At 71.4% G+C, this 26,947-nt stretch carries 23 protein-coding genes; 12 read left to right on the top strand and 11 right to left on the bottom strand.

Annotated features, from left to right (window positions below):
* Positions 1-68 precede the first annotated feature (68 nt).
* Complete coding sequence (locus tag ACZ3IJ_RS05095; protein ID WP_467466924.1) at positions 69-1,232, top strand: ABC transporter substrate-binding protein; 1,164 nt, start codon at positions 69-71, stop codon at positions 1,230-1,232.
* A 66-nt stretch (positions 1,233-1,298) separates the two neighbouring features.
* Complete coding sequence (locus tag ACZ3IJ_RS05090) at positions 1,299-1,844, top strand: hypothetical protein (RefSeq protein WP_467466334.1); 546 nt, start codon at positions 1,299-1,301, stop codon at positions 1,842-1,844.
* Here the strand turns inward: ACZ3IJ_RS05090 and ACZ3IJ_RS05085 are convergent.
* The 6 genes from ACZ3IJ_RS05085 to ACZ3IJ_RS05060 form a co-directional block, all read right to left on the bottom strand.
* The gene (locus ACZ3IJ_RS05085; protein WP_467466333.1) at positions 1,823-2,992 is read right to left on the bottom strand and encodes a serine hydrolase domain-containing protein; all 1,170 of its coding nucleotides are present in this window, start codon (positions 2,990-2,992) and stop codon (positions 1,823-1,825) included. The two genes, ACZ3IJ_RS05090 and ACZ3IJ_RS05085, sit on opposite strands and share 22 nt — an antisense overlap.
* 102 nt (positions 2,993-3,094) lie before the next feature.
* Positions 3,095-3,766, bottom strand: a complete 672-nt coding sequence (locus ACZ3IJ_RS05080; RefSeq protein WP_467466332.1) for a response regulator transcription factor — start codon at positions 3,764-3,766, stop codon at positions 3,095-3,097.
* Positions 3,763-4,932, bottom strand: coding sequence for a sensor histidine kinase (locus ACZ3IJ_RS05075; RefSeq protein WP_467466331.1), 1,170 nt, complete (start codon positions 4,930-4,932; stop codon positions 3,763-3,765). Before ACZ3IJ_RS05075 ends, ACZ3IJ_RS05080 begins: the two co-directional genes overlap by 4 nt.
* A complete protein-coding gene (locus tag ACZ3IJ_RS05070) occupies positions 4,932-5,717 on the bottom strand; it encodes an SAM-dependent methyltransferase (protein WP_467466330.1) in 786 nt (261 codons plus the stop codon). The genes ACZ3IJ_RS05075 and ACZ3IJ_RS05070 overlap by 1 nt, the downstream gene beginning before the upstream one ends.
* A complete protein-coding gene (locus ACZ3IJ_RS05065) occupies positions 5,714-6,406 on the bottom strand; it encodes a glycerophosphodiester phosphodiesterase (protein ID WP_467466329.1) in 693 nt (230 codons plus the stop codon). Before ACZ3IJ_RS05065 ends, ACZ3IJ_RS05070 begins: the two co-directional genes overlap by 4 nt.
* A gap of 21 nt (positions 6,407-6,427) precedes the next feature.
* Positions 6,428-7,453 carry an adenosine deaminase gene (locus ACZ3IJ_RS05060; protein WP_467466328.1) on the bottom strand — a complete coding sequence of 342 codons (1,026 nt, stop codon included), beginning with the start codon at positions 7,451-7,453 and terminating at the stop codon, positions 6,428-6,430.
* A gap of 75 nt (positions 7,454-7,528) precedes the next feature.
* Between ACZ3IJ_RS05060 and ACZ3IJ_RS05055 the strand changes: the two genes are divergently transcribed.
* On the top strand, positions 7,529-8,179 hold the full coding sequence (locus tag ACZ3IJ_RS05055; protein ID WP_467466327.1) for a DUF4190 domain-containing protein: 651 nt from the start codon (positions 7,529-7,531) through the stop codon (positions 8,177-8,179).
* A 239-nt stretch (positions 8,180-8,418) separates the two neighbouring features.
* Here ACZ3IJ_RS05055 and ACZ3IJ_RS05050 read toward each other — a convergent pair whose 3' ends face one another.
* Entirely contained in the window at positions 8,419-8,970 is a 552-nt protein-coding gene (locus tag ACZ3IJ_RS05050) for an NADAR family protein (RefSeq protein WP_467466325.1), read from the bottom strand.
* Positions 8,971-9,145: 175 nt separating this feature from the next.
* On the opposite strand from ACZ3IJ_RS05050, the gene ACZ3IJ_RS05045 reads away from it, so the two are divergent.
* The 6 genes from ACZ3IJ_RS05045 to ACZ3IJ_RS05020 are packed head-to-tail and all read left to right on the top strand — an operon-like array spanning position 9,146 to position 16,332.
* Positions 9,146-10,660, top strand: a complete 1,515-nt coding sequence (locus ACZ3IJ_RS05045; RefSeq protein WP_467466324.1) for a gamma-aminobutyraldehyde dehydrogenase — start codon at positions 9,146-9,148, stop codon at positions 10,658-10,660.
* A 30-nt stretch (positions 10,661-10,690) separates the two neighbouring features.
* Entirely contained in the window at positions 10,691-11,938 is a 1,248-nt protein-coding gene (locus tag ACZ3IJ_RS05040; protein WP_467466323.1) for a polyamine ABC transporter substrate-binding protein, read from the top strand.
* A gap of 40 nt (positions 11,939-11,978) precedes the next feature.
* Entirely contained in the window at positions 11,979-13,151 is a 1,173-nt protein-coding gene (locus ACZ3IJ_RS05035; RefSeq protein ID WP_467466322.1) for an ABC transporter ATP-binding protein, read from the top strand.
* Entirely contained in the window at positions 13,148-14,083 is a 936-nt protein-coding gene (locus ACZ3IJ_RS05030) for an ABC transporter permease (protein WP_467466321.1), read from the top strand. Before ACZ3IJ_RS05035 ends, ACZ3IJ_RS05030 begins: the two co-directional genes overlap by 4 nt.
* Positions 14,083-14,877: an ABC transporter permease gene (locus ACZ3IJ_RS05025; RefSeq protein ID WP_391798204.1), complete on the top strand. Its 795-nt coding sequence runs from the start codon at positions 14,083-14,085 to the stop codon at positions 14,875-14,877. The genes ACZ3IJ_RS05030 and ACZ3IJ_RS05025 overlap by 1 nt, the downstream gene beginning before the upstream one ends.
* Before the next feature lie 36 nt (positions 14,878-14,913).
* Positions 14,914-16,332, top strand: coding sequence for an NAD(P)/FAD-dependent oxidoreductase (locus ACZ3IJ_RS05020; protein ID WP_467466320.1), 1,419 nt, complete (start codon positions 14,914-14,916; stop codon positions 16,330-16,332).
* A gap of 21 nt (positions 16,333-16,353) precedes the next feature.
* Here the strand turns inward: ACZ3IJ_RS05020 and ACZ3IJ_RS05015 are convergent, their stop codons facing one another.
* Entirely contained in the window at positions 16,354-18,678 is a 2,325-nt protein-coding gene (locus tag ACZ3IJ_RS05015; protein WP_467466319.1) for an MMPL family transporter, read from the bottom strand.
* A gap of 277 nt (positions 18,679-18,955) precedes the next feature.
* On the opposite strand from ACZ3IJ_RS05015, the gene ACZ3IJ_RS05010 reads away from it, so the two are divergent.
* Positions 18,956-19,426: a hypothetical protein gene (locus ACZ3IJ_RS05010; protein WP_467466318.1), complete on the top strand. Its 471-nt coding sequence runs from the start codon at positions 18,956-18,958 to the stop codon at positions 19,424-19,426.
* A 69-nt stretch (positions 19,427-19,495) separates the two neighbouring features.
* On the top strand, positions 19,496-21,298 hold the full coding sequence (locus ACZ3IJ_RS05005; RefSeq protein WP_467466317.1) for a chitinase: 1,803 nt from the start codon (positions 19,496-19,498) through the stop codon (positions 21,296-21,298).
* A 103-nt stretch (positions 21,299-21,401) separates the two neighbouring features.
* Here the strand turns inward: ACZ3IJ_RS05005 and ACZ3IJ_RS05000 are convergent, their stop codons facing one another.
* The 3 genes from ACZ3IJ_RS05000 to gabT form a co-directional block, all read right to left on the bottom strand.
* Positions 21,402-22,058 carry a hypothetical protein gene (locus ACZ3IJ_RS05000; RefSeq protein WP_467466316.1) on the bottom strand — a complete coding sequence of 219 codons (657 nt, stop codon included), beginning with the start codon at positions 22,056-22,058 and terminating at the stop codon, positions 21,402-21,404.
* 20 nt (positions 22,059-22,078) lie between these two features.
* On the bottom strand, positions 22,079-22,615 hold the full coding sequence (locus ACZ3IJ_RS04995) for a phosphatase PAP2 family protein (RefSeq protein ID WP_467466315.1): 537 nt from the start codon (positions 22,613-22,615) through the stop codon (positions 22,079-22,081).
* A 331-nt stretch (positions 22,616-22,946) separates the two neighbouring features.
* The gene (gene gabT, locus ACZ3IJ_RS04990; RefSeq protein ID WP_467466314.1) at positions 22,947-24,281 is read right to left on the bottom strand and encodes a 4-aminobutyrate--2-oxoglutarate transaminase; all 1,335 of its coding nucleotides are present in this window, start codon (positions 24,279-24,281) and stop codon (positions 22,947-22,949) included.
* A gap of 216 nt (positions 24,282-24,497) precedes the next feature.
* Here gabT and ACZ3IJ_RS04985 point away from each other — a divergent pair, with 216 nt between their 5' ends.
* Positions 24,498-26,864, top strand: a complete 2,367-nt coding sequence (locus ACZ3IJ_RS04985; RefSeq protein WP_467466313.1) for a type IV secretory system conjugative DNA transfer family protein — start codon at positions 24,498-24,500, stop codon at positions 26,862-26,864.
* Positions 26,865-26,947 lie beyond the last annotated feature (83 nt).

The raw sequence follows: 26,947 nt of genomic DNA, 5'->3' as shown, positions 1-26,947 counted from the left end.
GACCGTCCATTGTCCCCGCGCGGCGCCCCCGCGATGCTGCTCGGATGAGAGCGACAGCGAGGAAGACCATGTCCCGCCGGACCGTGCTGCGCGGCATGGGGGGCGTCGGGGCCGCCGCGGTGCTCGCCGGGTGCGGGGTGCCGGCCGCCTACGTCGAGCCGGGGGAGCGGGCAGGCCGTGACCTGTCCGCGCGGGACCGCACCCTCGACTTCGCCAACTGGCCGCTCTACATCGACACCGATGACGACGACACGTCGAAGCGGCCCACGCTGGACACGTTCTCCGAGCTCACCGGGATCTCCGTCCGCTACACCGAGGAGATCAACGACAACGACGAGTTCTTCGGCAAGATCAGTCCCGCGCTGATGAACCACCAGGAGACCGGCCGGGACCTCATCGTCGTCAGCGACTGGATGGCCGCCCGGTTCGTGCGGCTCGGCTGGGTGCAGGAGATGGACCGGGCCGCCCAGCCGAACATCGACCGGTACCTGGACCCGCAGCTGCGCGCGCCCGCCTTCGACGAGGGCCGGCGGCACACCGTTCCCTGGCAGTCCGGGATCACCGGCATCGCGTACAACCGCGGGAAACTCGGCCGGGAGATCCGGTCGGTCAAGGAGCTGTGGGATGACGAGCTGCGCGGGAAGGTCACACTGCTGTCCGGGCTCGACGAGTCCTTCGCGCTGCTCATGCAGGGCAACGGCGTCGACGTGACGCGCTGGACCGCCGACGACTTCCACACGGTGTGCGAGCAGATCGAGGGGCTCGTCGCCAGGCGCCACGTCCGCCGCTTCACCGGCAACGACTACATCAAGGACCTGTCGACCGGCGACGTGCTGGCCTGCCAGGCGTACTCGGGCGACGTGATCCAGCTCCAGGCCGACAACCCCGACATCGAGTTCGTCGTCCCGGAGGAGGGCGCCGAGCTCTGGGCCGAGTCGCTGATGATCCCCAACCTGGCGCAGCACAAGGCCAACGCCGAGAAGCTGGTCGACTACTACTACGACCCCGAGGTCGCCGCCGAACTCGCCGCCTGGGTCAACTACGTCTGCCCGGTCCCCGCCGCCCGTGACGTGCTCGCCGACTCGGACGACGAGGAGCTCGCGGCTCTCGCCGAGGACCCGCTGATCTTCCCCGACGACGCGATGCGGCAACGCCTCGCGATCGCCCGGGACATCACCTCGGAGGAGCGGACCGGGTTCGCGAAGAGGTGGAACTCGATCGTCGGGCTGTGAGCCGCCTGGAAGGTGACCGGGCACCCCCGTTTTTGAACGCGTTCATGATGGGCGTAGGGTGCTGTCATGAACGAGGCGAAGGGGCCGAGAGCCCTTCTCAGGCGTATCCGTGTGTGGCTGGTCGTCTTCATCGTCTGTCTGGTGCTGAGCGGGCTCACCGCCTTCCCGATCGTCACCGAGATCCGGTTCGTCGAGGACGCGTTGACGTCCTGGGCGGCCCCCGTGGCGGAGACGTTCCCCGGTCTTCTGGAATGGATCCAATGGGTGCGGCAGGGGACGGACACCGCCGACTCGCTGTACCCCTTCCTGCTCTACGGCACCGACTGGCTGGCGTTCGCGCACCTTGTCATCGCCGTCGCCTTCTACGGGCCCTACCGCGACCCCGTCCGGAACATCTGGGTGATCGAGTTCGGGATGATCGCCTGTGCCGGCATCATCCCGCTCGCCCTGATCTGCGGCCCGATCCGGGGCATCCCCTTCTGGTGGTCGGTCATCGACATGTCGTTCGGCGTCTTCGGGGTGATCCCGCTGCTCGTCGTACGGCGGATGATCAAGCGCCTCGAAGCGGTGCAGGCCGTGGCCGCAGCGCCTCAGCCGGTCGGCGCGCCGTAGGCAGCCACCATCAGGGCCAGGGCGACGCTGTTCATGTCCTGGCCCTTCGCGTCCGTCGAGTTGACGCTGTAGACGAGAGTGCGCTCGCCGTTGCGGGTCGAGGCGATCGCCGCGTTGTAGCCCCACCGGCCGCCCGTCTTGCCCCATACCTCCCGCCCGCCGAGCTTCTTCATCGAGAGCCCGACGGAGTACGCGCCGGGCTCGCCGCTCTTGAAGTCCGGCACCTCCGGCAGCGTGAACATCTCCTCCAGGAGCGGTCCGCGCACCACCCGCCCCCGGAACAGCGCCTGTGTGAAGCGCTCCAGATCCGCCGTCGTGGAGACCAGGTCGCCCGCTGCCCAGCCGTCGGTGGTGCCCCAGACCGACACGTCGCGCAGTACGGTCGAGCCGTCCGCCTGCTTCATCGTCTGGTAGCCGTGGTTGTGCGGGCCGCGGATCCGCGGGTCGGCCCCGGGCAGGTACGTGTCACGCAGCCCGAGCGGCCCGAGGACACGCGCCGCGACCTGATGCTCGTACGTGTCGCCCGTGACCCGTTCGATGAGCAGACCCGCGACCGTGTAGCCGATGTTGAGATAGTGCTGCTTCTCGCCCGGCGCGAACTCGGGCCGCTTCGCCGTCGCCGAGCGGACCGTCGCGCGCGGGTCGTGGATCTCGAAGCGGTTCGCGTACCACTCCTCGACCGTCGAGCCGGCGAAGTCGGGCGCCGGGATCCCGTGGGTGTGGTTCAGGAGCTGACGGACCGTCACCTTCGCGTACCGGGCGGGGATCAGCTCCGGCAGGTACGCACGGGCCGGACGGTCCAGGTCGAGCCGCCCCTCGGCGGCCAGCTGGAGGGCGACCGCCGCCGTGAAGACCTTGGTCACCGAACCGGCGCGGAACCGGGCGTCCGGATCGGCGGGCCGCATCGACCTCAGGTCGTGTACGCCCGACGTGCCGCGCCACCCGCCTTCGCGGCCCCCTACCCGTACCAGGGCGGCCGTCGCGTCCTTCCCGGGCAGTCCCGCGATCGCCGCTTCGAGCTCCGCGTCCCCGGTACGCGCAGAACCGACGGCGGAGGGTGCCGCCGCGGCGGCCGGAAGGACCGCCGGGCCCGCCGCGACCCCCAGGACGAGGGCGGCGGCCAGCAGGGTGTGCGTGCTGCTCTTCATGGTCAACTCCGTGGGTGTGAGCCGTTGTTCCCGACGACTCCCATCCTGTTGACCTGCGGCGATCCGCGGATCGCCGGAGCGGGGGATCTTCGCCCGCCCCGCTCATCCCCCGGCCGGGGGAGCACCGGCCGTGACCAGGCCGCTCTCGTACGCGCAGATCACCGCCTGGATCCGGTCCCGCAGCCCCAGCTTCGCGAGCACGTTCCCCACGTGCGTCTTCACCGTGTGGTCGCTGACGACCAGCTCCGCCGCGATCTCCGCGTTCGACAGGCCCCGCGCGAGCAGCAGCAGCGTCTCCCGCTCGCGGGCCGTCAGCGCGTCGAGGCGCGGGTCGGGGCGGGGCGGGCGCCGGCCCGGGCGGGTGTACTCCTCGACCAGCCGCCGCGCCACCGACGGGGCGAGCAGCGAGTCGCCCCGCGCCACGACCCGTACGGCGTGGACCAGATCGTCCCGGCGGACGTCCTTCAGCAGGAACCCGCTCGCGCCCGCGTGCAGCGCCTCGTACACATACGCGTCGGAGTCGAAGGTCGTGAGCATCACCGTCCGGCAGGCCGACTCGGCACTGATGGTCCGGCAGGCCTCGATGCCGTCCATGCGCGGCATCCGGATGTCGAGCAGAGCCACGTCGGGGGAGTGGCGGCGCACCGCCTCCACGGCCGCCGCTCCGTCGCCGGCCTCCGCCACGACCTCGATGTCCGGCTGCACGTCGAGAATCATCGCGAAGCCGCTCCTGACCAGCTCCTGGTCGTCGGCCACCACCACGCGGACCGTCACCGCGCCACCTCCGGGACGGCGGCCACGGGGAGCGTGACCCGCACCTGGAAGCCCCGGCCCTCCGGCCCGGGACCGCACTCCGCCGTCCCGCCGAGCGCGGCCGCCCGCTCACGGATCCCGACCAGCCCGTGCCCGCCGCCCGCCGGCCGCGCGCCCCGCCGGGGCCCGCGCCCGTCGTCCGTCACGACCACCTCCAGCACACCCTCCCCGTACGCCAGCCGCACGGCGGCCGTGCGGGCCGCCGCGTGCTTCACCACGTTCGTCAGCGCCTCCTGGACGATCCGGTAGACCGTCGCCCCGGTGGCCGCGGGCAGGGAACGGACCCCGCCCACCGTCCCGTACGAGACCTCGAGGCCACCCGCGCGTACGCCCTCCAGCAGGGCGGGGAGTCCGCCGAGGTCCGGCTGCGGCCGCAGGGGTTCGGGGCCCTCGGTCCCCTCCCGCAGCACGCCCAGCATCCGGCGCAGCTGCGCCATCGCGTCCCGTCCCGTCGCGGAGATCGCGTCGAACGCCGCCTCGGCCTTCTCCGGGGCCGCCCGCACCGCCACCGGACCGGCCTCCGCCTGCACGATCATCAGGCTCACCGCGTGCGAGAGGATGTCGTGCATCTCCCGTGCTATCCGGGCCCGTTCACGCGCCGCCGCCCGCTCGGTCTCCACCCGGCCGGCCCGCTGCCGCGCGTCGGTGAGCCGTCCGAAGACGTACGCCGCCGCGAACACGAAGAGGGAGAACGTCAGCTCACGCGCCGACCGGGTGTTCAGCCACACCGACACCGGCACCGCGACCACCAGCAGCAGTGCGGCCGCCAGCCGCTTCGGCGGCGGCGAGAGCGCGGCGATCGTGTAGACGATGACGAGCCCCGTGTACGGAAGGGGCTGGCCGGGGCCCTCCACGGCCAGCCGGTACAGCGCGCTGGTCGCCACGATCGCGAGGAGCACCGCGAACGGCGCGCGCCGGCGCCAGACCAACGGGACGACGGTGAGCGTCGTCAGACCGTACGCGGGCCAGGTCGCCGGCTCCAGCTCCGGCGGCCGGGGCACCACGAACGGCATCGTCATGGCCGCCTGGACGAGCAGAGCGATCCCGACGTCCACGGCTTGCGGACGGGAGGCTCCGAACTCCCGCGCCCGCTCCCACCACCCGCGGACGTCCCCCCGTATCCCCACTACGGCTTCCGGCCCACCGCGCCGAACTGCGCCACCTCGCTCGCCGGGGCGAACCGCCAGCTCGCGCAGGACACGACACCCGGCTCCAGGACGTCGAGACCGTCCAGGAAGGAGCAGAACTCGGCGCGGGTGCGGGCCGTGATCGGCGGGGTCGCGTTCTCGTTCCAGAAGGCCATCGCCGCCACGTTCCCCTCGCCCCCGAGCTCCGGCTCCAGCGTCGGATGGGTCAGCACCAGGTACGAGCCGGAGGGGACCGCGTCCATCAGGGTCCGGACGACGGACCGGGCCTCGGCGGTGTCGAGGACGAAGTTGAGGATGCCGAGCATCATGACGGCGACCGGGCGGGACAGGTCCAGCGTCCGCGCCGCCGCCTCCAGGATCCGCTCGGGGTCCCGCGCGTCCGCGTCGACGTAGTCGGTGACGCCCTCCGGGCTGCTGGTCAGCAGCGCGCGGGCGTGGGTCAGCACGATCGGGTCGTTGTCGACGTAGACGACCCGGGCCTCGGGCACGAGGCGCTGCGCGACCTCGTGGGTGTTGTCGGCCGTCGGCAGGCCCGTACCGATGTCGAGGAACTGGCGGACCCCCGACTCGGCCGCCAGATGCGTCACCACGCGCCCGAGGAACGCCCGGTCCGCGCGGGCCACTTCGCCGATGCTCGGGTAGAGACCGGTGACCTGGTCGCCGACCTCCCGGTCCACCGGATAGTTGTCCTTGCCGCCCAGCCAGTAGTTCCACACCCGCGCGTTGTGCGCGATGTCGGTACGGATCCTGTCGGTCCCGGTCACCTCGACGTACCCCTTCGCAGTTCGGCGGCGAGCGCGTCCACACGGTTGGTGGTGATCGCATCCACTCCGTGGGACAGGAGCTTACGCATGGTGCGGCGGGTGTCCGCGGTCCAGGCGGAGACGAGGTAGCCGTCCCGGTGCACCCGCTCGACCAGCTCCCGACTCACCAGGCCGAAGCGGTAGTTGAGCCAGCGCGGCCGCACGGCGTCCAGGAGCGCGGCCCGGGGCGGGGCGAGCGAGGTCCAGGTCAGCGCGATCTCGGCGGACGGGTCGGCGGCCCGCACCTGGAGCATGGCGACCCCGCCCGCGCAGTAGTAGACACGCTCGGCGGCACCGCACTCGCGGACCGTGCCGACGATGCGGCGGACCGACTGCTCGTCACCGCCGGGCAGATCGAGCATCAGCCGGTACGGTCCCGCCGCGATCAGCGCCTCGCGCAGCGTGGGCACGCCGTCGTACGTCAGCTCGGCGAGCTCGGCGAGGGAGACCGCGGACAGGGGCCGGTCACGGCCCCACAGCCGCTTGAGCGTGTCGTCGTGGAGCAGGACGGGGACGCCGTCCGCGGTGACCCGTACATCGACCTCGACGGCGTCCGCGCCCGCTTCGATCGCCGAGACGATCGAGGCGAGCGTGTTCTCACGGACGCGGTACGGGTCCCCGCGGTGGCCTACGACAGTGACGTGGTCCATGGGGCCATTGTCGCGAGAGTGTCAGCGCGCCAGCCACTTCTCGGTGTAGGTGTCGATCTCCTCGGCGATCCGGGCCTTGCCGGCCGGGTCGAGGAAGGAGGCCTCGACCGCGTTCTTGGCGAGGGCCGCGAGACCGCGCTCGTCCAGCTCGAGGAGCCGGGCGGCGACGGCGTACTCGTTGTTCAGGTCCGAGCCGAACATCGGCGGGTCGTCGCTGTTGATCGTCACCAGGACGCCGGCCGCCACCATCTCCTTGACGGGGTGCTGGTCCAGGTCGGCGACGGCACGGGTCGCGATGTTCGAGGTCGGGCAGACCTCCAGGGCGATCCGGTGCTCGGCGAGGTACGCGAGCAGCTCCGGGTCCTGGACGGCGCTGGTGCCGTGACCGATGCGCTCGGCGCCCAGCTCCCTCAGCGCGTCCCAGATCGTCTCCGGGCCCGTCGTCTCGCCCGCGTGCGGGACGGAACGAAGCCCCGCCGCGACGGCCCGGTCGAAGTAGGGCTTGAACTGCGGACGCGGCACACCGATCTCCGGGCCGCCGAGCCCGAACGAGACGAGGCCCTCCGGGCGCAGGTCGACCGCGAGCCGGGCGGTCTCCTCCGCGGCTTCGAGACCGGCCTCGCCCGGGATGTCGAAGCACCAGCGCAGGACGATGCCGAGCTCGCTCTCCGCGGCCTTGCGGGCGTCCTCGATCGCGGCCATGAAGGCGCGCTCGTCGATCCCGCGGCGGGTCGAGCTGTACGGGGTGATGGTCAGCTCGGCGTACCGGATGTTCTGGCGGGCCATGTCCCGGGCGACCTCGTAGGTCAGCAGCCGGACGTCCTCCGGGGTGCGGACGAGGTCCACGACGGAGAGGTAGACCTCGATGAAGTGGGCGAAGTCGGTGAAGGTGAAGTAGTCGACGAGCGCCTCGGGATCCGTGGGGACCTTCGAGTCCGGGTGCCGGGCGGCCAGCTCGGCGACGATCCGGGGCGAGGCGGAGCCGACGTGGTGGACGTGCAGCTCGGCCTTCGGCAGCCCCGCGATGAAGGAGTGCAGATCGTTCATCGGATCATCGTAGGCCGGGCGGGTCCCGTGTCGGAGCGAGGTCGTAGCATGGCGTGACCACGATGGGGGAGGCCCATGTCTGACAACAGCGACCAGCCGCGGGGCGGATACGACCCGACGGACCCGTGGGCTCCGCCGAACCGCGACGGGGTGGAACTGAGCAAGGCGGCGACGCCCGAGCCCATGCCGCGGGACCGTCCGCCGGTGCACGACCAGCCGACGATGACGGCCATGCCGTCCGCCGGGGACGTACCGCCGCCGCCGGTCGCCCCCGGTGGCCCGGCGACTGGCTCGTACGGCTACCCGACGCCGCCGCCGGTCACGGCGCCCGCGCCGTCGGGATACGGCTACCCCGGGTACCCGGGCTACCCGGGCGGGGCCGTCGGCTACGGCCAGCCGGGATGGCAGCAGGCCCCGTCCAACGGGATGGGGATCGCGGCGATGGTCCTCGGCATCATCGCCGTGGCCGGCTTCTGCATGTACGGGCTCGGTGTCATCCTCGGCATCCTGGCCCTGGTCTTCGGCATCATCGGCCGCAAGAAGGTCCAGCGGGGCGAGGCGAACAACGGCGGGATGGCGACGGCGGGCATCGTCCTCGGCTCGATCGGCATCCTGGTCAGCGCCGTGTTCCTGGCCTTCGTGATCTGGGCCATCGTCGAGGGCGAGAGCTACGAGGAAAGCTCGGACGACCCGTTCTCGACGAGCCTGGTGGTCGAGAACCGCTAGCCGCCGGCCGTCGTCGGGAAAGGGGCCCCGCGCCGAAGCGCCGGGCCCCTTCCCGTACGCCGGGGTCTCGTGCGCCCCGGGTCTCGTGCGCCCCGGGTCTCGTGCGCCCCGGGGTCTCGTGCGCCCGACCTGCTCGCCGGCCTCATCCGCCTGAGCCTGCTCGCCGGGCTCATCCGCCCGAGCCGCGCGCGCCCGACCTGCTCGCCGGGCTCATCCGCCCGAGCCGCGCGCGCCCGGGCTCACACGCCCGAGCGGAGCCGCTCCCGTGCCTCCATGAGCGCGAAGCCCAGCAGGTTCAGGCCCCGCCACCGGGCCGGGTCCTTCGCGCGGGGGTCGTCCGCGCCGAGACCGATGCCCCACACCCGGTCCAGCGGGCTCGCCTCCACCAGGACCCGTCCCCCGGTGCCCAGCAGGTACGCGCGCAGCGACTCGTCCGAGGCGAACTTGTGCACGCTGCCCTCGACCACGATCCCGAAGCGCTCCCGCTCCCACACCGCCTCGTCGAAGCCCCGCACCAGCCGCCCCGCCTTCTTCGCCTCCGCGGGCGTGGCGGCCGACAGCGCCGCCCGCTCCGCCTCGGGGTCCCGGAAGAGCCGCGCCTTCGCCGCCATCATCCAGTGCTCGGCGGTCGCGTAGCGCACCCCGTCGACCTCGAACGGTGACTCCCACCACTGGCTCAGACAGCTCGCCGACAGCTGTCCGTCCGGCCTCGGCCGGTGGCCCCAGAAGTGCAGCCACTTGACCTTTTCACCCCTGCTGACCTGCTCCGTCAGCGTGTCGATCGTCCGCATGCACGGGATTCTGGCAGTCGCCACGGACACTCCGTACTGTCATTTCGCCGAGCCCTCGACACATGGTCGACCGATTCCGTCGCGTAACCAAAAGGCAACGACGGAATCCCTTGTTGGACCGATCGGCCTCTGTCAGGATCGGCACTCAATTCGAACTGGAACAACGGAGAGCGTCATGGGCAACCGCTTCCAGCTGACGGACCGCTTCGCGGACGGCGCACAGTACATCGGCGGGCGGTTGCGCCCCGGAACCTCAGGGGACGCGCACAGCGTCGTCGATCCGGCCACCGGCGACAGCGTGTACACGTACACCCTCGCGTCCACCTCCGACGTGGACGACGCCGTCGCCGCCGCGAGGGAGGCGTTCCCCGCCTGGGCGGGCGCGACCCCCGGCGAGCGCTCCGACGCCCTCCACCGGTTCGCGGGCGTGCTCGCCGAGCGGGCCGAGGACATCGCCCACGTCGAGTCCCTCCAGTGCGGCAAGCCGATCAAGCTCTCCACCGAGTTCGACGTACCGGGCACCGTCGACAACACGGCCTTCTTCGCCGGAGCCGCCCGGCACCTCCAGGGCCAGTCCGCCGGCGAGTACAGCGGCGACCACACCTCGTACGTACGGCGCGAGCCCATCGGTGTCGTCGGCTCCATCGCGCCCTGGAACTACCCGCTCCAGATGGCCGCCTGGAAGATCCTCCCGGCGATCGCCGCCGGCAACACGGTCGTCCTGAAGCCGGCCGAACTCACCCCGCTCACCTCGCTGATGTTCGCGCAGGCCGCCACCGAGGCCGGCATCCCCGACGGCGTCGTCAACATCGTCACCGGCGCCGGGCGCACGGCGGGCGAGCACCTCGTCGGCCACCCGGACGTCGCCATGACCTCCTTCACCGGCTCCACCCCTGTCGGCAAGCGCGTCGCCGAGATCGCCACCTCCACCGTGAAGCGGCTCCACCTCGAACTCGGCGGCAAGGCGCCCTTCGTCGTCTTCGACGACGCCGACGTGGAGGCCGCCGCCCACGGCGCCGTCGCCGCCTCCCTCATCAACACCGGCCAGGACTGCACCGCCGCCACCCGCGCGTACGTGCAGCGCCCGCTCCTCGACACGTTCGTCGCCCGCGTCGCCGAGCTCATGGAGACCGTCCGTCTGGGCGACCCCTTCGACCCCGCCACCGACCTCGGCCCGCTGATCAGCCACGCCCAGCGCGACCGCGTCGCCGGCTTCGTCGACCGCGCCCGCGGCTACGCCACCGTCGTCACCGGCGGCGAGGCCCCCGGCGGCGAGCTGAAGAACGGCGCGTACTACCGGCCGACCCTCATCACCGGCGCCGCGCAGGACAGCGAGGTCGTGCAGTCGGAGATCTTCGGGCCGGTCCTGGTGGTCCTGCCCTTCGACGGCGACGACGACGGCCTCCGGCTCGCCAACGACACCCCGTACGGCCTCGCCGCCTCCGCCTGGACCCGCGACGTCTTCCGTGCGAACCGCGCCACCCGCGAGATCAAGGCGGGCTGCGTCTGGGTCAACGACCACATCCCGATCATCAGCGAGATGCCGCACGGCGGCTACAAGGCGTCGGGATTCGGAAAGGACATGTCTGCGTATTCCTTCGAGGAGTACACGCAGGTCAAGCATGTGATGTACGACAACACCGCGGTGGTCCGGAAGGACTGGCACCGCACGATCTTCGGAGACCGGTAGTTCCTCCCCAACCCCCGAGAGGCACAGCGCATGGAGCAGTACGAGCCCGACAGCCTGTCCGCCGCACAACTCGCGGCGATGCGACGCAGTCTGACGAGTGGCCGGGGCGCCCTCACCCGCCGTTCGATGCTGCGCGCCGGAGGCGTCGGCGCGCTCACGGTCGGCGGACTCGCGTCCCTGAGCGCGTGTGGCATCCCGCCGGCCAAGCGGGACGACCAGGGCCCGGCGTCGACGGACTTCTCGGCCAAGGAGAAGGAGCTCGCCTTCTCCAACTGGACCGAGTACATGGACGTCAGCGAGGACGAGAAGTCCCGCCCGACCCTGGAGGCGTTCACCAAGCGCACCGGGATCAGGATCAAGTACACCGAGGACATCAACGACAACGTCGAGTTCTTCGGCAAGATCAAGCCGCAGCTGGCGGCCGGCCAGGACACCGGCCGCGACCTGATCTGCGTCACCGACTGGCTCGCCGCGCGCATCATCCGGCTCGGCTGGGCGCAGAAGCTGGACGCGGCCAACCTCCCCAACGCCTACGCGAACCTCTCCACCCAGTTCCGCCGCCCCGACTGGGACCCGGGCCGTGCCTACTCGTACCCCTGGACCGGCATATCCACCGTGATCGCCTACAACTCCAAGGCGACGGGCGGGAAGAAGGTCGACTCGGTCACCCAGCTCCTGGACGACCCCTCCCTCAAGGGCCGGGTCGGCTTCCTCACCGAGATGCGCGACTCGGTCGGCATGACCCTGCTCGACATGGGCAAGGACCCCGGGAAGTTCACCGACGCCGACTACGACGCGGCGATCGGCCGGCTCCAGAAGGGCGTCGACAAGAAGCAGATCCGGCGCTTCACCGGCAACGACTACACCTCCGACCTGGACAAGGGCGACCTGGCGGCCTGTCTCGCCTGGGCCGGTGACATCATCCAGCTCCAGGCCGACAACCCGGACATCAAGTTCGCCATCCCGTCCGCCGGTTACATCACCTCCAGCGACAACCTGCTGGTCCCGGCCAAGGCCCGGCACAAGGCCAACGCCGAGAAGCTCATCGACTACTACTACGAGCTTCCGGTCGCCGCCCAGCTCGCCGCGTACATCAACTACGTCTGCCCGGTCGACGGCGTGAAGGACGAACTCGCCAAGATCGACCCCGAGCTGGCGAGCAACACGCTGATCCTGCCGGACAAGGCGATGGCCGCGAAGTCGCACGCCTTCCGCTCGCTGACCAGCGAGGAAGAGACGGCGTACGAGGAGAAGTTCGCCAAGCTCATCGGTGCCTGAGAACCGTCGTCCACCTCTTACGAACCTGGGATCGCAACCCATGACTGACAAGACTGCTCACACTGGCAAGAACACGGGCGGCGGCGACGTCCGTCTCACCGGCATCAGCAAGACCTACGGCTCCTTCACCGCCGTCCACCCGCTCGACCTGACCATCCCGCAGGGCTCGTTCTTCGCCCTCCTCGGGGCCTCGGGCTGCGGCAAGACCACCACGCTGCGCATGATCGCCGGCCTGGAGGACCCCACCGGCGGCACCGTGTTCCTCGGCGACAAGGACGTCACCGACCTCCCGCCGTACAAGCGGCCGGTCAACACCGTCTTCCAGTCCTACGCGCTCTTCCCGCACATGGACATCTACGAGAACGTCGCCTTCGGCCTGCGCCGGCGGGGCGTCAAGTCGGTGAAGAAGCAGGTCGACGACATGCTGGAGCTCGTCCAGCTCGGCGACAAGGCCCGGCACAAGCCGCACCAGCTCTCCGGCGGCCAGCAGCAGCGCGTCGCCGTGGCCCGCGCGCTGATCAACCACCCGCAGGTCCTCCTCCTCGACGAGCCGCTCGGCGCCCTCGACCTCAAGCTGCGCCGCCAGATGCAGCTGGAGCTCAAGCGCATCCAGACCGAGGTCGGCATCACCTTCGTCCACGTCACCCACGACCAGGAGGAGGCCATGACCATGGCCGACCAGGTCGCGGTGATGAACGGCGGCCGGGTCGAGCAGCTCGGCGCGCCCGCCGACCTGTACGAGAACCCGCGGACCACGTTCGTGGCCAACTTCCTCGGCACCTCCAACCTCATCGAGGCCGAGGTCGTCGAGACCGGCGGCTCCGACCTGGTCGTCACGGCAGGCGGCGGCAAGCTCCGGGTGCCCGCGGACCGCTGTACGGCGACCGTACGCACCGGCGGCAAGGTCCTGGTGGGCGTCCGCCCCGAGAAGATATCGCTCGCGCACGCCGACGACGCGGGCAAGATAGCCGACGGCCGCAACAAGGTCACCGGCCGGATCGCCGACTCGTCCTTCATCGGAGTCTCCACGCAGTACGTGGTGAACAGCCCGGCGGGGGCGGAGCTCCAGGTCTACGAGCAGAACATCGAGCGGGACACGCGCCTCCTCCCCGGCGCCGAGGTCGTCCTGCACTGGAACCCGGCGCACACCTTCGGCCTGGACGCCGACCAGGACATCGACGCGGGCGTGGAGACGGTGGAGGACGCCGGATGAGCACTCCCACCCTCACCAAGGAGGAGGAGACCGCGCCGGCCGGAGCACCGGTGTTGCGCAAGCCCTCCACCCGCAAGCGGCTCGTCCCCTACTGGCTGCTGCTGCCCGGCATCGTCTGGCTGCTCGTCTTCTTCGCGCTGCCGATGGTCTACCAGGCCTCGACCTCCGTGCAGACCGGCTCCCTGGAGAAGGGCTTCGAGGTCACCTGGCACTTCCAGACCTACTGGGACGCCTTCCAGGAGTACTGGCCGCAGTTCGTCCGCTCCCTGCTGTACGCCGGTACCGCCACGCTGCTCTGTCTGCTCCTCGGCTACCCGCTGGCCTATCTGATCGCCTTCAAGGCAGGCCGCTGGCGCAACCTGCTCCTCGTCCTCGTCATCGCGCCCTTCTTCACCAGCTTCCTCATCCGGACGCTGGCCTGGAAGACGATCCTCGCCGACGACAGCGTGGTGGTCGACGCGCTGAACGCGCTGCACGTCCTGGACGTGACCAGCTGGCTCGGCTGGACCGAGGGCGACCGCGTGCTCGCCACGCCGATGGCCGTGGTCTGCGGTCTGACGTACAACTTCCTGCCGTTCATGATCCTTCCGCTCTACACCTCGCTGGAGCGGATCGACGGCCGGCTGCACGAGGCCGCGCAGGACCTGTACGCCTCCCCGGCCACCACCTTCCGCAAGGTGACGTTCCCGCTCTCCATGCCGGGCGTGGTCTCGGGCACCCTGCTCACGTTCATCCCGGCGAGCGGCGACTACGTCAACGCGGAACTCCTCGGCTCCACCGACACCAAGATGGTCGGCAACGTCATCCAGTCCCAGTTCCTGCGCGTCCTCGACTACCCGACGGCCGCCGCCCTGTCCTTCATCCTCATGGCGATCGTGCTCCTCATGGTCACCGTCTACATCCGCCGCGCGGGAACGGAGGACCTGGTCTGATGCGTTGGATCCGTCGGAACCTTGTCGCCATCGCGGGCCTGCTGACGCTCGCGTACATGATCCTGCCGAACATCGTCGTGATGGTGTTCTCGTTCAACAAGCCGAACGGGCGCTTCAACTACGCCTGGCAGCGCTTCTCGCTGGACGCCTGGAAGGACCCCTGCGGCGTCGCCGACATGTGCGAGTCGCTGTCCCTCTCGCTCCAGCTCGCCGCCTGGGCGACGGTCGGCGCGGTGGTCCTCGGCACGATGATCGCCTTCGCGCTGGTCCGCTACCGCTTCCGGGCGCGCGGCGCGATCAACTCGCTGATCTTCCTGCCGATGGCGATGCCCGAGGTCGTCATGGCCGCCTCGCTGCTCACCCTCTTCCTGAACATGGGCATCGAGCTCGGCTTCTGGACCGTCCTGATCGCCCACATCATGTTCTGCCTGTCGTTCGTGGTGACGGCCGTCAAGGCACGGGTGATGTCGATGGACCCGCGTCTGGAGGAGGCCGCGCGCGACCTCTACGCGGGCCCGGTGCAGACGTTCGTACGGGTGACGCTGCCGATCGCCGCCCCCGGCATCGCCGCCGGCGCGCTGCTCGCCTTCGCGCTCTCGTTCGACGACTTCATCATCACCAACTTCAACGCGGGCTCGACCGTCACCTTCCCCATGTTCGTCTGGGGTTCGGCGCAGCGCGGCACGCCGGTCCAGATCAACGTCATCGGCACGGCGATGTTCATCATTGCCGTACTGGTGGTGGTAGCCGGACAGATCGTCACCAACCGGCGCAAGAAATCAGCGGCAAGCTGAGTACGTCCTGAGCAACACCTGAAGGAGTTGGAAACCATGGCCCCAGTCGCCATGCGTCTCGCTGCACAATCTCTCTCCGACGCCCAGCCCGTCCCCTTCTGGCTGGAAGACCCCGGCAAGCCCGGAGCCCTGCCCGCCCTCACCCACACGGAGAAGTGCGATCTTCTCGTCGTGGGCGGCGGCTACAGCGGCCTGTGGACCGCGCTCCTCGCCAAGGAGCGCGACCCCTCCCGGGATGTCGTACTGATCGAGGGGCGCGAGGTGGGCTGGGCCGCCTCGGGCCGCAACGGGGGCTTCTGCGCCGCCTCCCTCACGCACGGCTTCGGCAACGGACTGGCCCGCTGGCCGGGCGAGCTGCCGAAGCTGGAGGAGCTCGGCGAGCGCAACCTCGACTCCATCGAGGCGGCGGTCGACCGGTACGGCCTGGACTGCGACTTCGAGCGGAGCGGCGAGATCGACGTCGCCACCGAGCCGTACCAGGTCGAGGAACTGCACGAGGTGTACGCGGAGATCGAGCGGCTCGGTCTCGCGGACGGTCTCGAACTCCTCGACGGCGACGCGGTCCGCGCGGAGGTCGCCTCCCCGACCTTCCTCGGCGGACTCTGGGACCGGCGCGGGGTCGCCATGCTCAACCCGGCCAAGCTGGCCTGGGGCCTGAAGCGGGCCTGCCAGGACCTGGGCGTGCGGATCTACGAGAACACCCCCGGTCTCGACCTCGTCTCCGTCGGCGCGGGCATGGGCGTGCGCACCCCGTACGGCCGGGTCCTCGCCCGCCGGGTCGCGCTCGGCACCAACGTCTTCCCCTCGCTGGTCAAGCGGGTCCGGCACTTCACGGTCCCGGTGTACGACTACGCCCTGATGACCGAGCCGCTCTCGCCCGAGCAGCTCGCCGCCGTCGGCTGGAAGAACCGTCAGGGGCTCGGCGACAGCGCCAACCAGTTCCACTACTTCCGGATCACCGCCGACAACCGGATCCTCTGGGGCGGCTACGACGCGGTCTACCGATTCGGCGGCAAGGTCAGCGCCGAGATGGACCACCGCCCGGAGACGTACCTGAAGCTCGCCGAGCATTTCTTCCACTGCTTCCCGCAGCTGGAGGGGCTCCGCTTCAGCCACGCCTGGGGCGGCGCGATCGACACCTGCTCGCGCTTCTCGGCCTTCTTCGGTACGGCGTACCAGGGAAAGGTCGCGTACGCCGCGGGCTTCACCGGCCTCGGTGTGGGCGCCACCCGCTTCGGCGGCGACGTGATGCTCGACCTGCTCGCGGGCGAGCGGACGGAGCGGACCGAGCTGGAGATGGTCCGCTCCAAGCCGCTGCCCTTCCCGCCGGAGCCGATCGCCTGGGCCGGCATCGGCATCACCAAGTGGTCGATGGCGCGCGCCGACGAGAACGGCGGCCGCCGCAACCTGTGGCTGAAGGCGATGGACCGGCTGGGCCTGGGCTTCGACAGCTGAGCCGACGGTGTTCCGGCGGGGTCACGGAGTCTTCCGTGGCCCCGCCGCGCCGTTCCCGCCCCCGTTCCCGCTCCCGCCTCCGGTCGCCGCGGCGAGCTCGCCCTCGCCCTCGGTGTCCAGGTGCGGCAGGATGCGGTCCAGCCAGCGCGGGGTCCACCAGGCCTTCGGCCCGAGCAGCGTCATCACGGCGGGCACCAGCAGCAGACGGGCGATCGTCGCGTCGATCAGCACGCTCGCCGCCAGGCCGAGGCCCAGCATCTTCACCACGATGTTGTCGCTGACGATGAAGGCCGCGAAGACGCTGACCATGATGAGCGCCGCGCAGGTGATGACGCGGGCCGTGATCTCCAGGGCGTGCGCGACACTCGCCTTGGCGTCGCCGGTGCGAAGCCATGCCTCGTGGACCCGGGACAGCAGGAAGATCTCGTAGTCCATGCTCAGGCCGAAGACGATGGCGAACATCATCATCGGTACGTAGCTCTCGATCGGCACGTCTCCGGAGACCCCGAGCGAGGGCCCGCCCCAGCCCCACTGGAAGACCGCGACCACCACGCCGTACGAGGCCCCGATCGAGAGCAGGTTGAGGATGGCGGCCTTGGCGGCGACGAGCGGGCCCCGGAAGACGACCAGGATGACGAGGAACGCCAGGGCGACGACCACGGCGATGATGAGCGGCAGCCGGCTCGAGACGATGTCGAGGAAGTCGACCTGGGCGGCCGTGGTGCCGGTGACGTACGTGGTCGCGTCGGTACCGGCGACGGCGTTCGGCAGGGTGGTGCCGGTCAGGTTGTTGACCAGCTCCGTCGTCTTCTCGTCCTGGGGCGCGGCGACCGAGTAGGCGGTGCCGATGAGGACGTCCCCGTCCGACGTCGCCGTCAGCGGGGTGATCAGGGCGGCGTTCGGCACCCCGGTGAGGGCCTTCGCGGCCTGCGAGGCGAGGGCGGACCGGTCGGCCTCGGGCACCGAGGTCTGGTCGATGACCAGGGTCAGCGGTCCGTTGGAGCCCGGCCCGAAGGCGGCGGACATCAGGTCGAAGGCCCGCCGGTCGGTGAAGGACTTCGGGTCGGCGCCGTCTCCGATGTGCCCGAGCTGCATGAAGAACATGGGAATGGCGAGGATGACGAGCAGGACGACACCCGCGCTCAGGAACCACCAGGGGCGCCGCTCCACCCGCTGGGCGTACCGGTGCCAGGTGCCGGTCTCCACGCCCTCCTCGATCTCGGTCTCGGCGACCGCCGTGCGCACCCGCAGCTTGTCGATCCGCCGCCCGATCAGACCGAGCATCGCCGGTACGAGCGTCAGCGCGCCGATGACGGCGGTGACGACGGTGGAGGTCGCGGCGAGTCCGAGCAGGCCGATGAAGGTCAGTCCGGAGACCCAGAGCCCGGAGAGGGCGATGATGACGGTGCATCCCGATACGAGGACGGCTCGACCGCTCGTGGCGGTGGCGGTACCGGCCGCCGCCACCGGATCCATGCCGTTCATCAGCAACTGGCGGTGGCGGGTGATCAGGAAGAGCGCGTAGTCGATGCCCACGCCGATGCCGATCATCGTGGCCAGCGTCGGTGAGACGGTCGCGAAGGTCCACACGGCGGCGAGCAGTCCGAGGATCGCGATGCCGCAGAGGGCCGCGAACAGAGCGGTGACCAGCGGCAGTACGGCCGCGACCACGCTGCCGAAGCCGATCAGGAGCACGACGATCGCGACCCCGAAGCCGATCGCCTCGCTGAGCTTGTCGTTCGGCTCCGGCCGGGCGAGCTCGCCCAGCGTGCCGCCGTACTCGACCTCGACACCGGCGGCGCGCAGCGGCGCCACGGCGCTGTCCACGCCGTCCAGGTAGTCCTCTTTGAGGGTCGAGGGCTGCACGCTGAAGCGCATCGTGATGTAGGCGGTCTTGCCGTCCGTCGAGAGCGGCCCGGGGTTCGGCGTGCCCGGCGGGAGGCTCGGCGGCGGGGTGCCGGGCGCGGGCAGCGGGTTCTGCGCGCTGAGGACCTCCGGCAGCTTCCCGAGGGCCGTGACCGTGGAGGAGATCTGGTCGCTCAGCTCGGTCAGCGGCTTGGCGGAGTCGTACAGCACCACCTGGGCGCTGTAGCCGCCGGCCGCAGGCTCGTGCTCCCGGAGGACGTCGACTCCCTCCTGGGACTGGGTGCCGGGCAGCGCGTAGTTGTCGGAGTACTCGCCGCCGTACGCGTGCTCCAGGGTGAGCAGGGCGGCCAGGGCGACGATCCACGCGGCGATCACGATGACGAAGTGACGGGCCGACCACGCGCCGAGCCGCCAGAGCACACCCTTTTTGCCGGAGCTTCGGCTGCCGGGTGCGGTGCCCGATGGCTGCGGGAACGGCATGGGTGACTCCCGTGGTGAGCGCGGCGCGGAGGGCCATACGACCACGTGGGGGCGGGCGGGCGGCGGAAGCCCCCGACCCGGCCCGCCGCCGTCCACCCGATCGGATGCGCCCGGTGGGAGTCACTGCGCCGGGTGCGCGCCCTGGGCGCACACCACTTGCTCGCGATGTGACCCAGTTCACTGCCAACTCGTTGACCGAACCCGCGTAATGATCGTCACCCACTCGGCTCTCTGCCTGTGGACGACGTGTCCGCACACGAAAGGGAGGCCGGTGGCCATGAGTGGTTCGGGGGCGGCCAGGTCCGCGGTGGAGTGGCTGGCGGCGGTGGCGCCGGATCCCGACGCGTGCCGTTGGGAGTGGGAGCGCAACCCGCTCGGCGTCGCGCTGCTGCCCGCCGGGAAGCGCTGGGACGTGCTCATCCTGCCGGGGGAGCTCGGGTATCCCACGCTCGATGTGCTGACCCGACTCGTGGACCGGCCGGGGCCCGTCCTCGCCGACTTCGGAGAGGCGCGGATGGGCTTCTTCGTGCCGCCGGGCACGGCCTCGCGCTGGCTCGGCACGGGGGTGCGCAGCGCGGGCCGCGGTACGTGGATCGTCGTCCCCTACCCGGGTCGCGCGGCGGGCGGAGTGCGCTGGCTGGTGACGCCGGACGGCAGCGGCACCCTCAACGACGCCTCGCTCCTGGAGCTGGCGATGCACGAGGCGGCGGGCCGGCTGGCGCGGGGCGAAGGAGAACAGAGGTCTTGACCACTTGATTGGTCTGGACCATGCTGTGGCGCGCTCCTCACCTCGATTCCCCCACCCCCGGAGGCAGTTGTGGACCGCACCAGACCTCTCACGCTTCTGCTGGCGGGCGTGCTCGCCGCCGGCGGACTCGTCTCCCTCACCCCCGCGGCCCAGGCCGCTGACTCCGAACTGGCCCGCAACGGCGGCTTCGAATCCGGCCTCGACGGCTGGAGTTGTACGGCGGGCAGCGGAGCCGTCGTCTCCTCGCCCGTACACGGCGGGGCGAAGGCGCTCCAGGCGACCCCGGTCGGCAACGACCAGGCCAGGTGCTCCCAGACCGTCACCGTGAAGCCGAACTCCGCCTACGTGCTCAGCGGTTGGGTGCGCGGCAGCTACGTCTACCTCGGCGCCTCCGGTACCGGCACGAGCGACGTCTCCACCTGGACCCAGTCCGCCCCCGACTGGCAGAAGCTCACCACCGGCTTCACCACCGGCGCCTCGACGACCTCCGTCACCCTCTACACCCACGGCTGGTACGGCACCGGCGCCTATCTCGCCGACGACCTCTCCCTGATCGGCCCCGGCGGCGACCCCGTCCAGACCCCGGCCACCCCCACCGGCCTCGCCGCCGGCTCCCCGACCTCCACGTCCATACCGCTGACCTGGCCCGCGGTCTCCGGCGCGACCTCCTACAAGGTCCACCGCGGCGGAGCCCCGGCGGTGACGGTCACCGGTACCTCGTACACCGCGACCGGCCTCACGCCCTCCACCTCGTACACCTTCCAGGTCTCGGCGGTGAACAGCGCGGGCGAGTCGGCGAAGTCCACGGCCGTCACCGCGACCACGACGTCCGGCGGCGGCAACCCCGGCGGCGGCCTCCCGGCCCACGCGCTCGTCGGCTATCTCCACGCCAGCTTCGCCAACGGCTCCGGCTACACCCGGATGGCCGACGTCCCCGACTCCTGGGACGTCATCAACCTCGCCTTCGGGGAGCCGACCTCGGTGACCTCCGGGGACATCCGCTTCTCCCTCTGCCCGGCCACCGAGTGCCCGAACGTGGAGTCCGTCGCGGACTTCAAGGCGGCGATCAAGGCGAAGCAGGCGGCGGGCAAGAAGGTCCTGATCTCCATCGGCGGTCAGAACGGCCAGGTCCAGCTCTCCACCACGGCCGCCCGCGACGCCTTCGTCTCCTCCGTCTCGAAGATCATCGACGAGTACGGGCTCGACGGCCTGGACATCGACTTCGAGGGCCACTCCCTCTCGCTGCAGACCGGCGACACCGACTTCCGCAACCCCACCAGCCCCGTGATCGTCAACCTGATCTCGGCCGTCAGGTCGCTGAAGGCCAGGTACGGTTCCGGCTTCGTCCTGACGATGGCCCCGGAGACCTTCTTCGTCCAGCTCGGCTACCAGTTCTACGGCTCCGGCCAGTGGGGCGGCCAGGACCCGCGCGCCGGCGCCTACCTCCCGGTCATCCACGCCCTGCGCGACGACCTCACGCTGCTCCACGTCCAGGACTACAACTCGGGGCCGATCATGGGCCTCGACAACCAGTACCACTCCATGGGCGGCGCGGACTTCCACATCGCCATGACCGACATGCTCCTGACCGGCTTCCCGGTCGCGGGCAACACCGACCGCGTCTTCCCGGCCCTCCGCCCCGACCAGGTCGCCATCGGCCTCCCCGCCTCCACCCAGGCGGGCAACGGCCACACGACCCCGACCGAGGTGAACAAGGCGCTGGACTGCCTGACGAAGAGGACGAACTGCGGCACGTACCAGACCCACGGCACGTGGCCCGCGCTGCGCGGCCTGATGACCTGGTCGATCAACTGGGACCGCTTCAACGGCGGTGAGTTCAGCCGGAACTTCGACGCCTACAACTGGAGCTGACGACCACGGCCGGCGCCGGTGCCGGTCGCCCGACGCCTCGGGCGCGAGGAAAGGGCCGGCCGCGCGGATGTCCGCGCGGCCGGCCCGCCGCGTGGTCCGGCGGTCAGCCGGCCGTCGCCGCCCGGGCCGCCAGCCCCGCCCGGCTCAGGGCCCGGGCCATGGCCGGGAGGTCAGGGGCGCCCCCGTCGACGGGGGCGGCGTGCGCCTCCAGGAGGTCCGGCGTGAGCCGGTACTCCTCCGCGTGACGCATGAGGGTCTCGGCGGGGCCGCCTCCGTCGTACCGGACGTGGTCGGCCAGCAGGCGGAGGGCGTCGTCCCGGTCGACGAAGCGGCTCATCCCGCAGTCGAGGCCGTCGTCCTTCAGGTCCTCGGGGTACGGCGCGCGCGCCCAGGCGCCGTTCTCGTACCAGTAGACGCACCCCAGCTCGTTCCCGTCGAGCCGGTCCCGCAGTTCCTCGTACGGGAGCCAGTCCGGCCCGCCCGCCAGCATGTCGATCGGCGTCCCGTGCCACTTCACGTCGCTCGACTCGTCCTCGCCGAAGAGCACGTACCGACCCTCGCCGACACGGGAGAACGTCCACCAGGTGCAGCCGCAGTCGTCGAGGTGGAGCCCCTCCTCGTCGATCCAGGTGCCGGTGCGGTGCCCCGTCCTCTCCTCCGCCGCGGCGGTCGCCCCCAGCACGGCCACCAGCGCCCAGCGCGCCCACAGCACCTCCGGGGACGGCAGGTCCCCCGGCAGTCCAGGTCGTCGAATCGTCATCTCTGCTCCCCGTCGGTCGGTCACGGACGTGAAGCGCGACCGTACCGCTCGGCGACGACGGGCCAGCGGAGCAGGGGGACGCAGAGGGCCACCGAGGCCAGCACGTCCAGGGGCCAGTGGAAGCCGCGGAGGATCAGACCGAGGGCCGTCAGGGTCGTCAGCACGGCGGCCAGCGGGAGGAGCCGGCGCGAGACGAGGAAGGCCGCGCCGACGTACGCCACCATCGCCGTCGCCGTGTGGCCCGACGGGTAGTAGCCCGCCGCCCACGGTTCCAGCGGGCCGGGGCGGGCCGTCCACTCCTTCAGGGGGACGATCAGCAGCGGTACGAGTGCCATGGCGAGGCCGGCGGCGAGGGCATGGGCGCGCCGTCGGCGCCAGAGCGCGTACACCATCGCGCAGCCGAGCACGGGGAGGGCGACCGTCATGTTGCCGAGGTCTGCGCCGAGTTCGGAGAACCAGCGGGGGACACGGTCGACCAGGGAGCGCGAGACGTGCTCGTCGAGGCGGGTGAGCGGACCCGCCACGACGACCTGCCAGGTGATGACAGCGAACAGCACGACCGCCGAGAAGACAGCCGGACGCCCCGGAACAGGGGGGGTGGTTCCGGGGCGTCCGAGGTGATCGGGCTGCCGCGCGCCCCGGGGGGTGTGGGGCGGGCGGCCATCCGATCGGTGAGGAGTTCCGGAGCGCGAGGCTCCAGTGGTGTGCGCCAGGGCGCGGGCAGGACGGTGCTGGGGAGGCTCCGCCCTGTTGTCGCTCGCGGTCTCCTGCGAGCGGGGTGTTTCTCTCATCTGCAGAAACCGTACGGCACGGAGAAGGGGGCCGACAGCCGGATCTCCATCCCGCCATCGGCCCCCCACACTCTCTTCACACGCCGGGGCGAAGGGGTCAGATCTGCCCGAACGCGTTCTCGATGATGTCGAGACCCTCGTTCAGGAGATCGTCACCGATCACCAGCGGCGGCAGGAAGCGGAGCACGTTGCCGTAGGTGCCACAGGTCAGGACCAGCAGGCCCTCCGCGTGGCAGGCCTTCGCGAGCGCGCCCGCGGCCTCCGGGTTCGGCTCCTTGGTGTCGCGGTCCTTGACCAGCTCGATGGCGATCATGGCGCCGCGGCCGCGGATGTCGCCGATGGCGTCGAACTTCTCCGCCATCGTCGACAGGCGGGTCTTCATGACGGACTCGATGTGCTTCGCCCGGGCGTTGAGGTCGAGCTCCTTCATCGTCTCGATGGAGCCGAGCGCGCCGGCGCAGGCCACCGGGTTGCCGCCGTAGGTGCCGCCCAGGCCGCCGCCGTGCACGGAGTCCATGATCTCGGCGCGGCCGGTGACGGCGGCGAGCGGCAGACCGCCCGCGATGCCCTTGGCGGTCGTGATCAGGTCGGGGACGATGCCCTCGTCCTCGCACGCGAACCACTGGCCGGTGCGGCAGAAGCCGGACTGGATCTCGTCGGCGACGAAGACGATGCCGTTGTCGTTGGCGAACTTCACGATCGCCGGCAGGAAGCCCTTGGCCGGCTCGATGAAGCCGCCCTCGCCGAGGACCGGCTCGATGATGATCGCGGCGACGTTCTCGGCGCCGATCTGCTTGGTGATGTTGTCGATCGCCTGCGCGGCGGCCTCGGGGCCGCAGTTCTCGGCGCCGGTGGGCCAGCGGTAGCCGTAGGCGACCGGGACGCGGTAGACCTCGGGAGCGAACGGACCGAAGCCCTGCTTGTACGGCATGTTCTTCGCGGTCAGCGCCATCGTCAGGTTCGTACGGCCGTGGTAGCCGTGGTCGAAGACGACGACGGCCTGGCGCTTGGTGTACGAACGGGCGATCTTGACCGCGTTCTCGACGGCCTCGGCGCCGGAGTTGAACAGCGCGGACTTCTTGGCGTGGTCGCCCGGGGTCAGCTCGGAGAGCGCCTCACAGACCTCGACGTAGCCCTCGTACGGCGTGACCATGAAACAGGTGTGCGTGAAGTCGGCGAGCTGCGCGGCGGCGCGGCGCACGACGGCCTCGGCGGAGGCGCCGACGGAGGTCACGGCGATGCCGGAGCCGAAGTCGATCAGGCGGTTGCCGTCGACGTCCTCGATGATGCCGCCGCCGGCCTTCGCGGTGAAGACGGGCAGCACGGAGCCCACGCCGCCGGCCACGGCGTCGAGGCGGCGGGCCTGCAGCTCCTGCGACTTCGGACCGGGGATGGCGGTGACGACGCGCCGCTCCTGCGGGACAGCGTTCATGCGGGGCTCCTGGGGTGTTCTGGACGCTCTTGTGGGTTTCTTCCGCAGGCTAGGCGCGGGGGAGGGGCGCGGGCATGCGCCGATCGGGAGTGTTGGGGGGTATGTCGTTGTCCGGTGTGGACATGGCGGCGGGGAAACCGCTCCGGGCCGGGCCTCGCCCACTAGATTGACGGTGGCACAGATGCGGCGACCTGGCTGGTCAGGGGGCAGGGGTTCATGGAGACCGAAGGCACGTACGAGTCACGCGACACCCGGGGAGGCGGCGAGCCACGTGATCCCCGGGCAGGCGCGGTCCCGCGCCCCGCGGGCCCACCCGTGCCACCGGCCCCCCCGACCGCGCCCCCCGCGACACCCCCGCCCCCCACCCACGCGCCCACGCGCATCGGCGTCGCCGAGTGGCTCCGGATCCCCCGGCCCGCAGCGGGCCCGGGCGTCTGGCGGCTGGGGCACCGCGAGCGGCCCGAGCAGGAGCCGGACCTGGTGCCCGGCCGCCAGCTGATCACCGGCGCGCTCGTCGCGTACCTCTGTGGCTGGCTGCTGTGGTCGCTGCTCTGGAACGGCTATCTGGAGGGGTGGTGGATCTTCGTAACCGACTGGTGGCTGCTGCCGATGCTGTGGCTCGTCCCTGACGAGTGGCGCGCGCCCGGGAGCCCGGATGTCGAGCTGTACGTCGCAGCGGTGTACACCTGGTACGCCGTCGTGCTCACCCTCTTCGCCGTCGGTTTCGGCCGCGTCGGCAACTGGCGCGAGGTCTGGCAGCGCTACGGCGTGCCCGTCTGGCCGCTCTTCGTGCTCCTGCCCGGCGTCTGGCGCGAGATGCCCCGCACGCAGACCTGGATCACCTGGGTCTCCAACGTCTACTACGTCCTCCTCATCGCCGCCCTCGTCGCCGCCGTGGGCCGGGCCGGTACCTGGCCCGCGGTACGTCGCCGATTCGGTGGCGCCGCCGGTACGTCCGCCACCGCCCCGCCGCCACCGTCCGATGCGGCGAAGGACCCCGCCGAGTGGCCGGAGCTGCGCGACGCCGGACTGGCCGAGGCAGCCGCCCAGCTCGCCGAGGCCACCCGGCAGGGGACCCTGGGCGACGTGGACTACGCCCGGATCCGCCGTGCCTGGCAGGGCGTGCGGGCCCGGCCCGAGCGCCTCACCGCCTTCACCGACGCCGTGCGCACCCGCGGCGCCGCCGCCTGTGGCCACCCCTCCGGCCGGCGCGACCTGCCCGTCCGCACCGCCACCCACGACCTCGCCACCGACCAGGTCCTCATCGGCAGGGCCGCCGACCACCCGCGCAACCCCTACGCCCGGCGCACCACCGGCGTCGCCCTGGAGCCGGCGGTGCTGGGCACCTCGCTCGTCGCCGTAGGGCCCGCGGGGGCCGGGAAGACCGTGCGGCTCGTGCGGCCCGTCGTCGAGGCGCTCTGTCTGCAGGCCCTCGCCAACCGCGCCGCCGTCGTCGCCGTCACCTCGCACGGGGCCTCCCTCGGGCCCGACGAGGCCTTCGACGTCGTCGTGTCCGTCGGGCGGCCCGGGTCCACCCACGACCTCGACCTGTACGGCGGCGCCGACGACCCCGACGAGGCCGCCCGGATCCTCGCCGAGGCGCTCGTCGGGGACCTGGCCGCGGACAGCCGCCGGGCCGCCACCGCGCTCGCCCAGCTGATCGGCCCGTTCCTCGCCGCGTACGGCCGTTTCCCCGGCGTGCCCGAGCTGCGCGAGCTGCTCGGCGGGACGCCCACGGCGCTCGCCGCGCTGCGCGAGGCCGTCGCGGGCGACCCCGCCCAGCTCCGCGAGCTCGACGCCCGACAGCGCCAGGCCGAACGCGGCGACGAGGTCGGCGTCCTGCTCGCGGAGCGCGTCGCCTTCCTCGACCGGCCCGCCTTCGCCCACTTCTTCCGCACCGAGGGCACGGAGGGCTCCGCGGGCTCCGAGCGCGCCCACGACACGAAGCCCCGGTTCTCCCTCCGCGCCGTCGAGCACCCCCTCCGCGTCCGCGTCGACCTCCCCGAGCGGGGCCACGCCGAAGCCTCCAGGATCGTCTCCCGGCTGCTGCTCGCCCAGTTCGCCGAGGCCGCCCTCGCCCGTCGCGACCGGTCGCTCTTCGCCTGCCTGGTCCTCGACGACGCCACGTACACCGTCACCGGCGAGTCCGTCCGCGCCGTCCAGCGGCTCCGCTCGGCCAACGCGGGCGTCGTCCTCGCCCTGCGCAGCCTGGAGGACGTGCCCGAGGCCCTGCGCGGCCCGCTGCTCGGGGCCGTCGGCTGCCGGATGGCGTTCGCCGGGATCGCGCCCTGGGACGGCGGACGGTTCGCGGAGACCTGGGGCACCGAATGGGTGCAGACCCGCGACGTCACCAACCGCCAGATCATCTCCGACGAGCCCCTCACCAAGGCCCTGCACTTCATGCGGCGCCTCGTGACCGGCAAGGCCACGACGGCGGAGGCCGTGACCGTACGGGAGGTGGAGCGGCAGCGGTGGTCGGCCTCCGACCTCGCCCACGCCGTCCCCGCCGGGCACGCCGTGCTCTCCCTCACCGACGTGCGCGGAGAGCACACGCCACCCCTCCTGGTGGATCTGCGGAGCTGACGCGGCCCCCGGGCTCGGCCAGGGCGGGCCCCGGCCAAGTCGGCGCCCAGGTCCGGCCGAGCCGGCGCCGGGCCGGAGCGGCC

The organism is Streptomyces sp. NPDC013317, from assembly GCF_055563155.1.
Note: the sequence above shows the minus strand (reverse complement) of the source record. Positions and strands in the feature narration are given on the sequence as shown.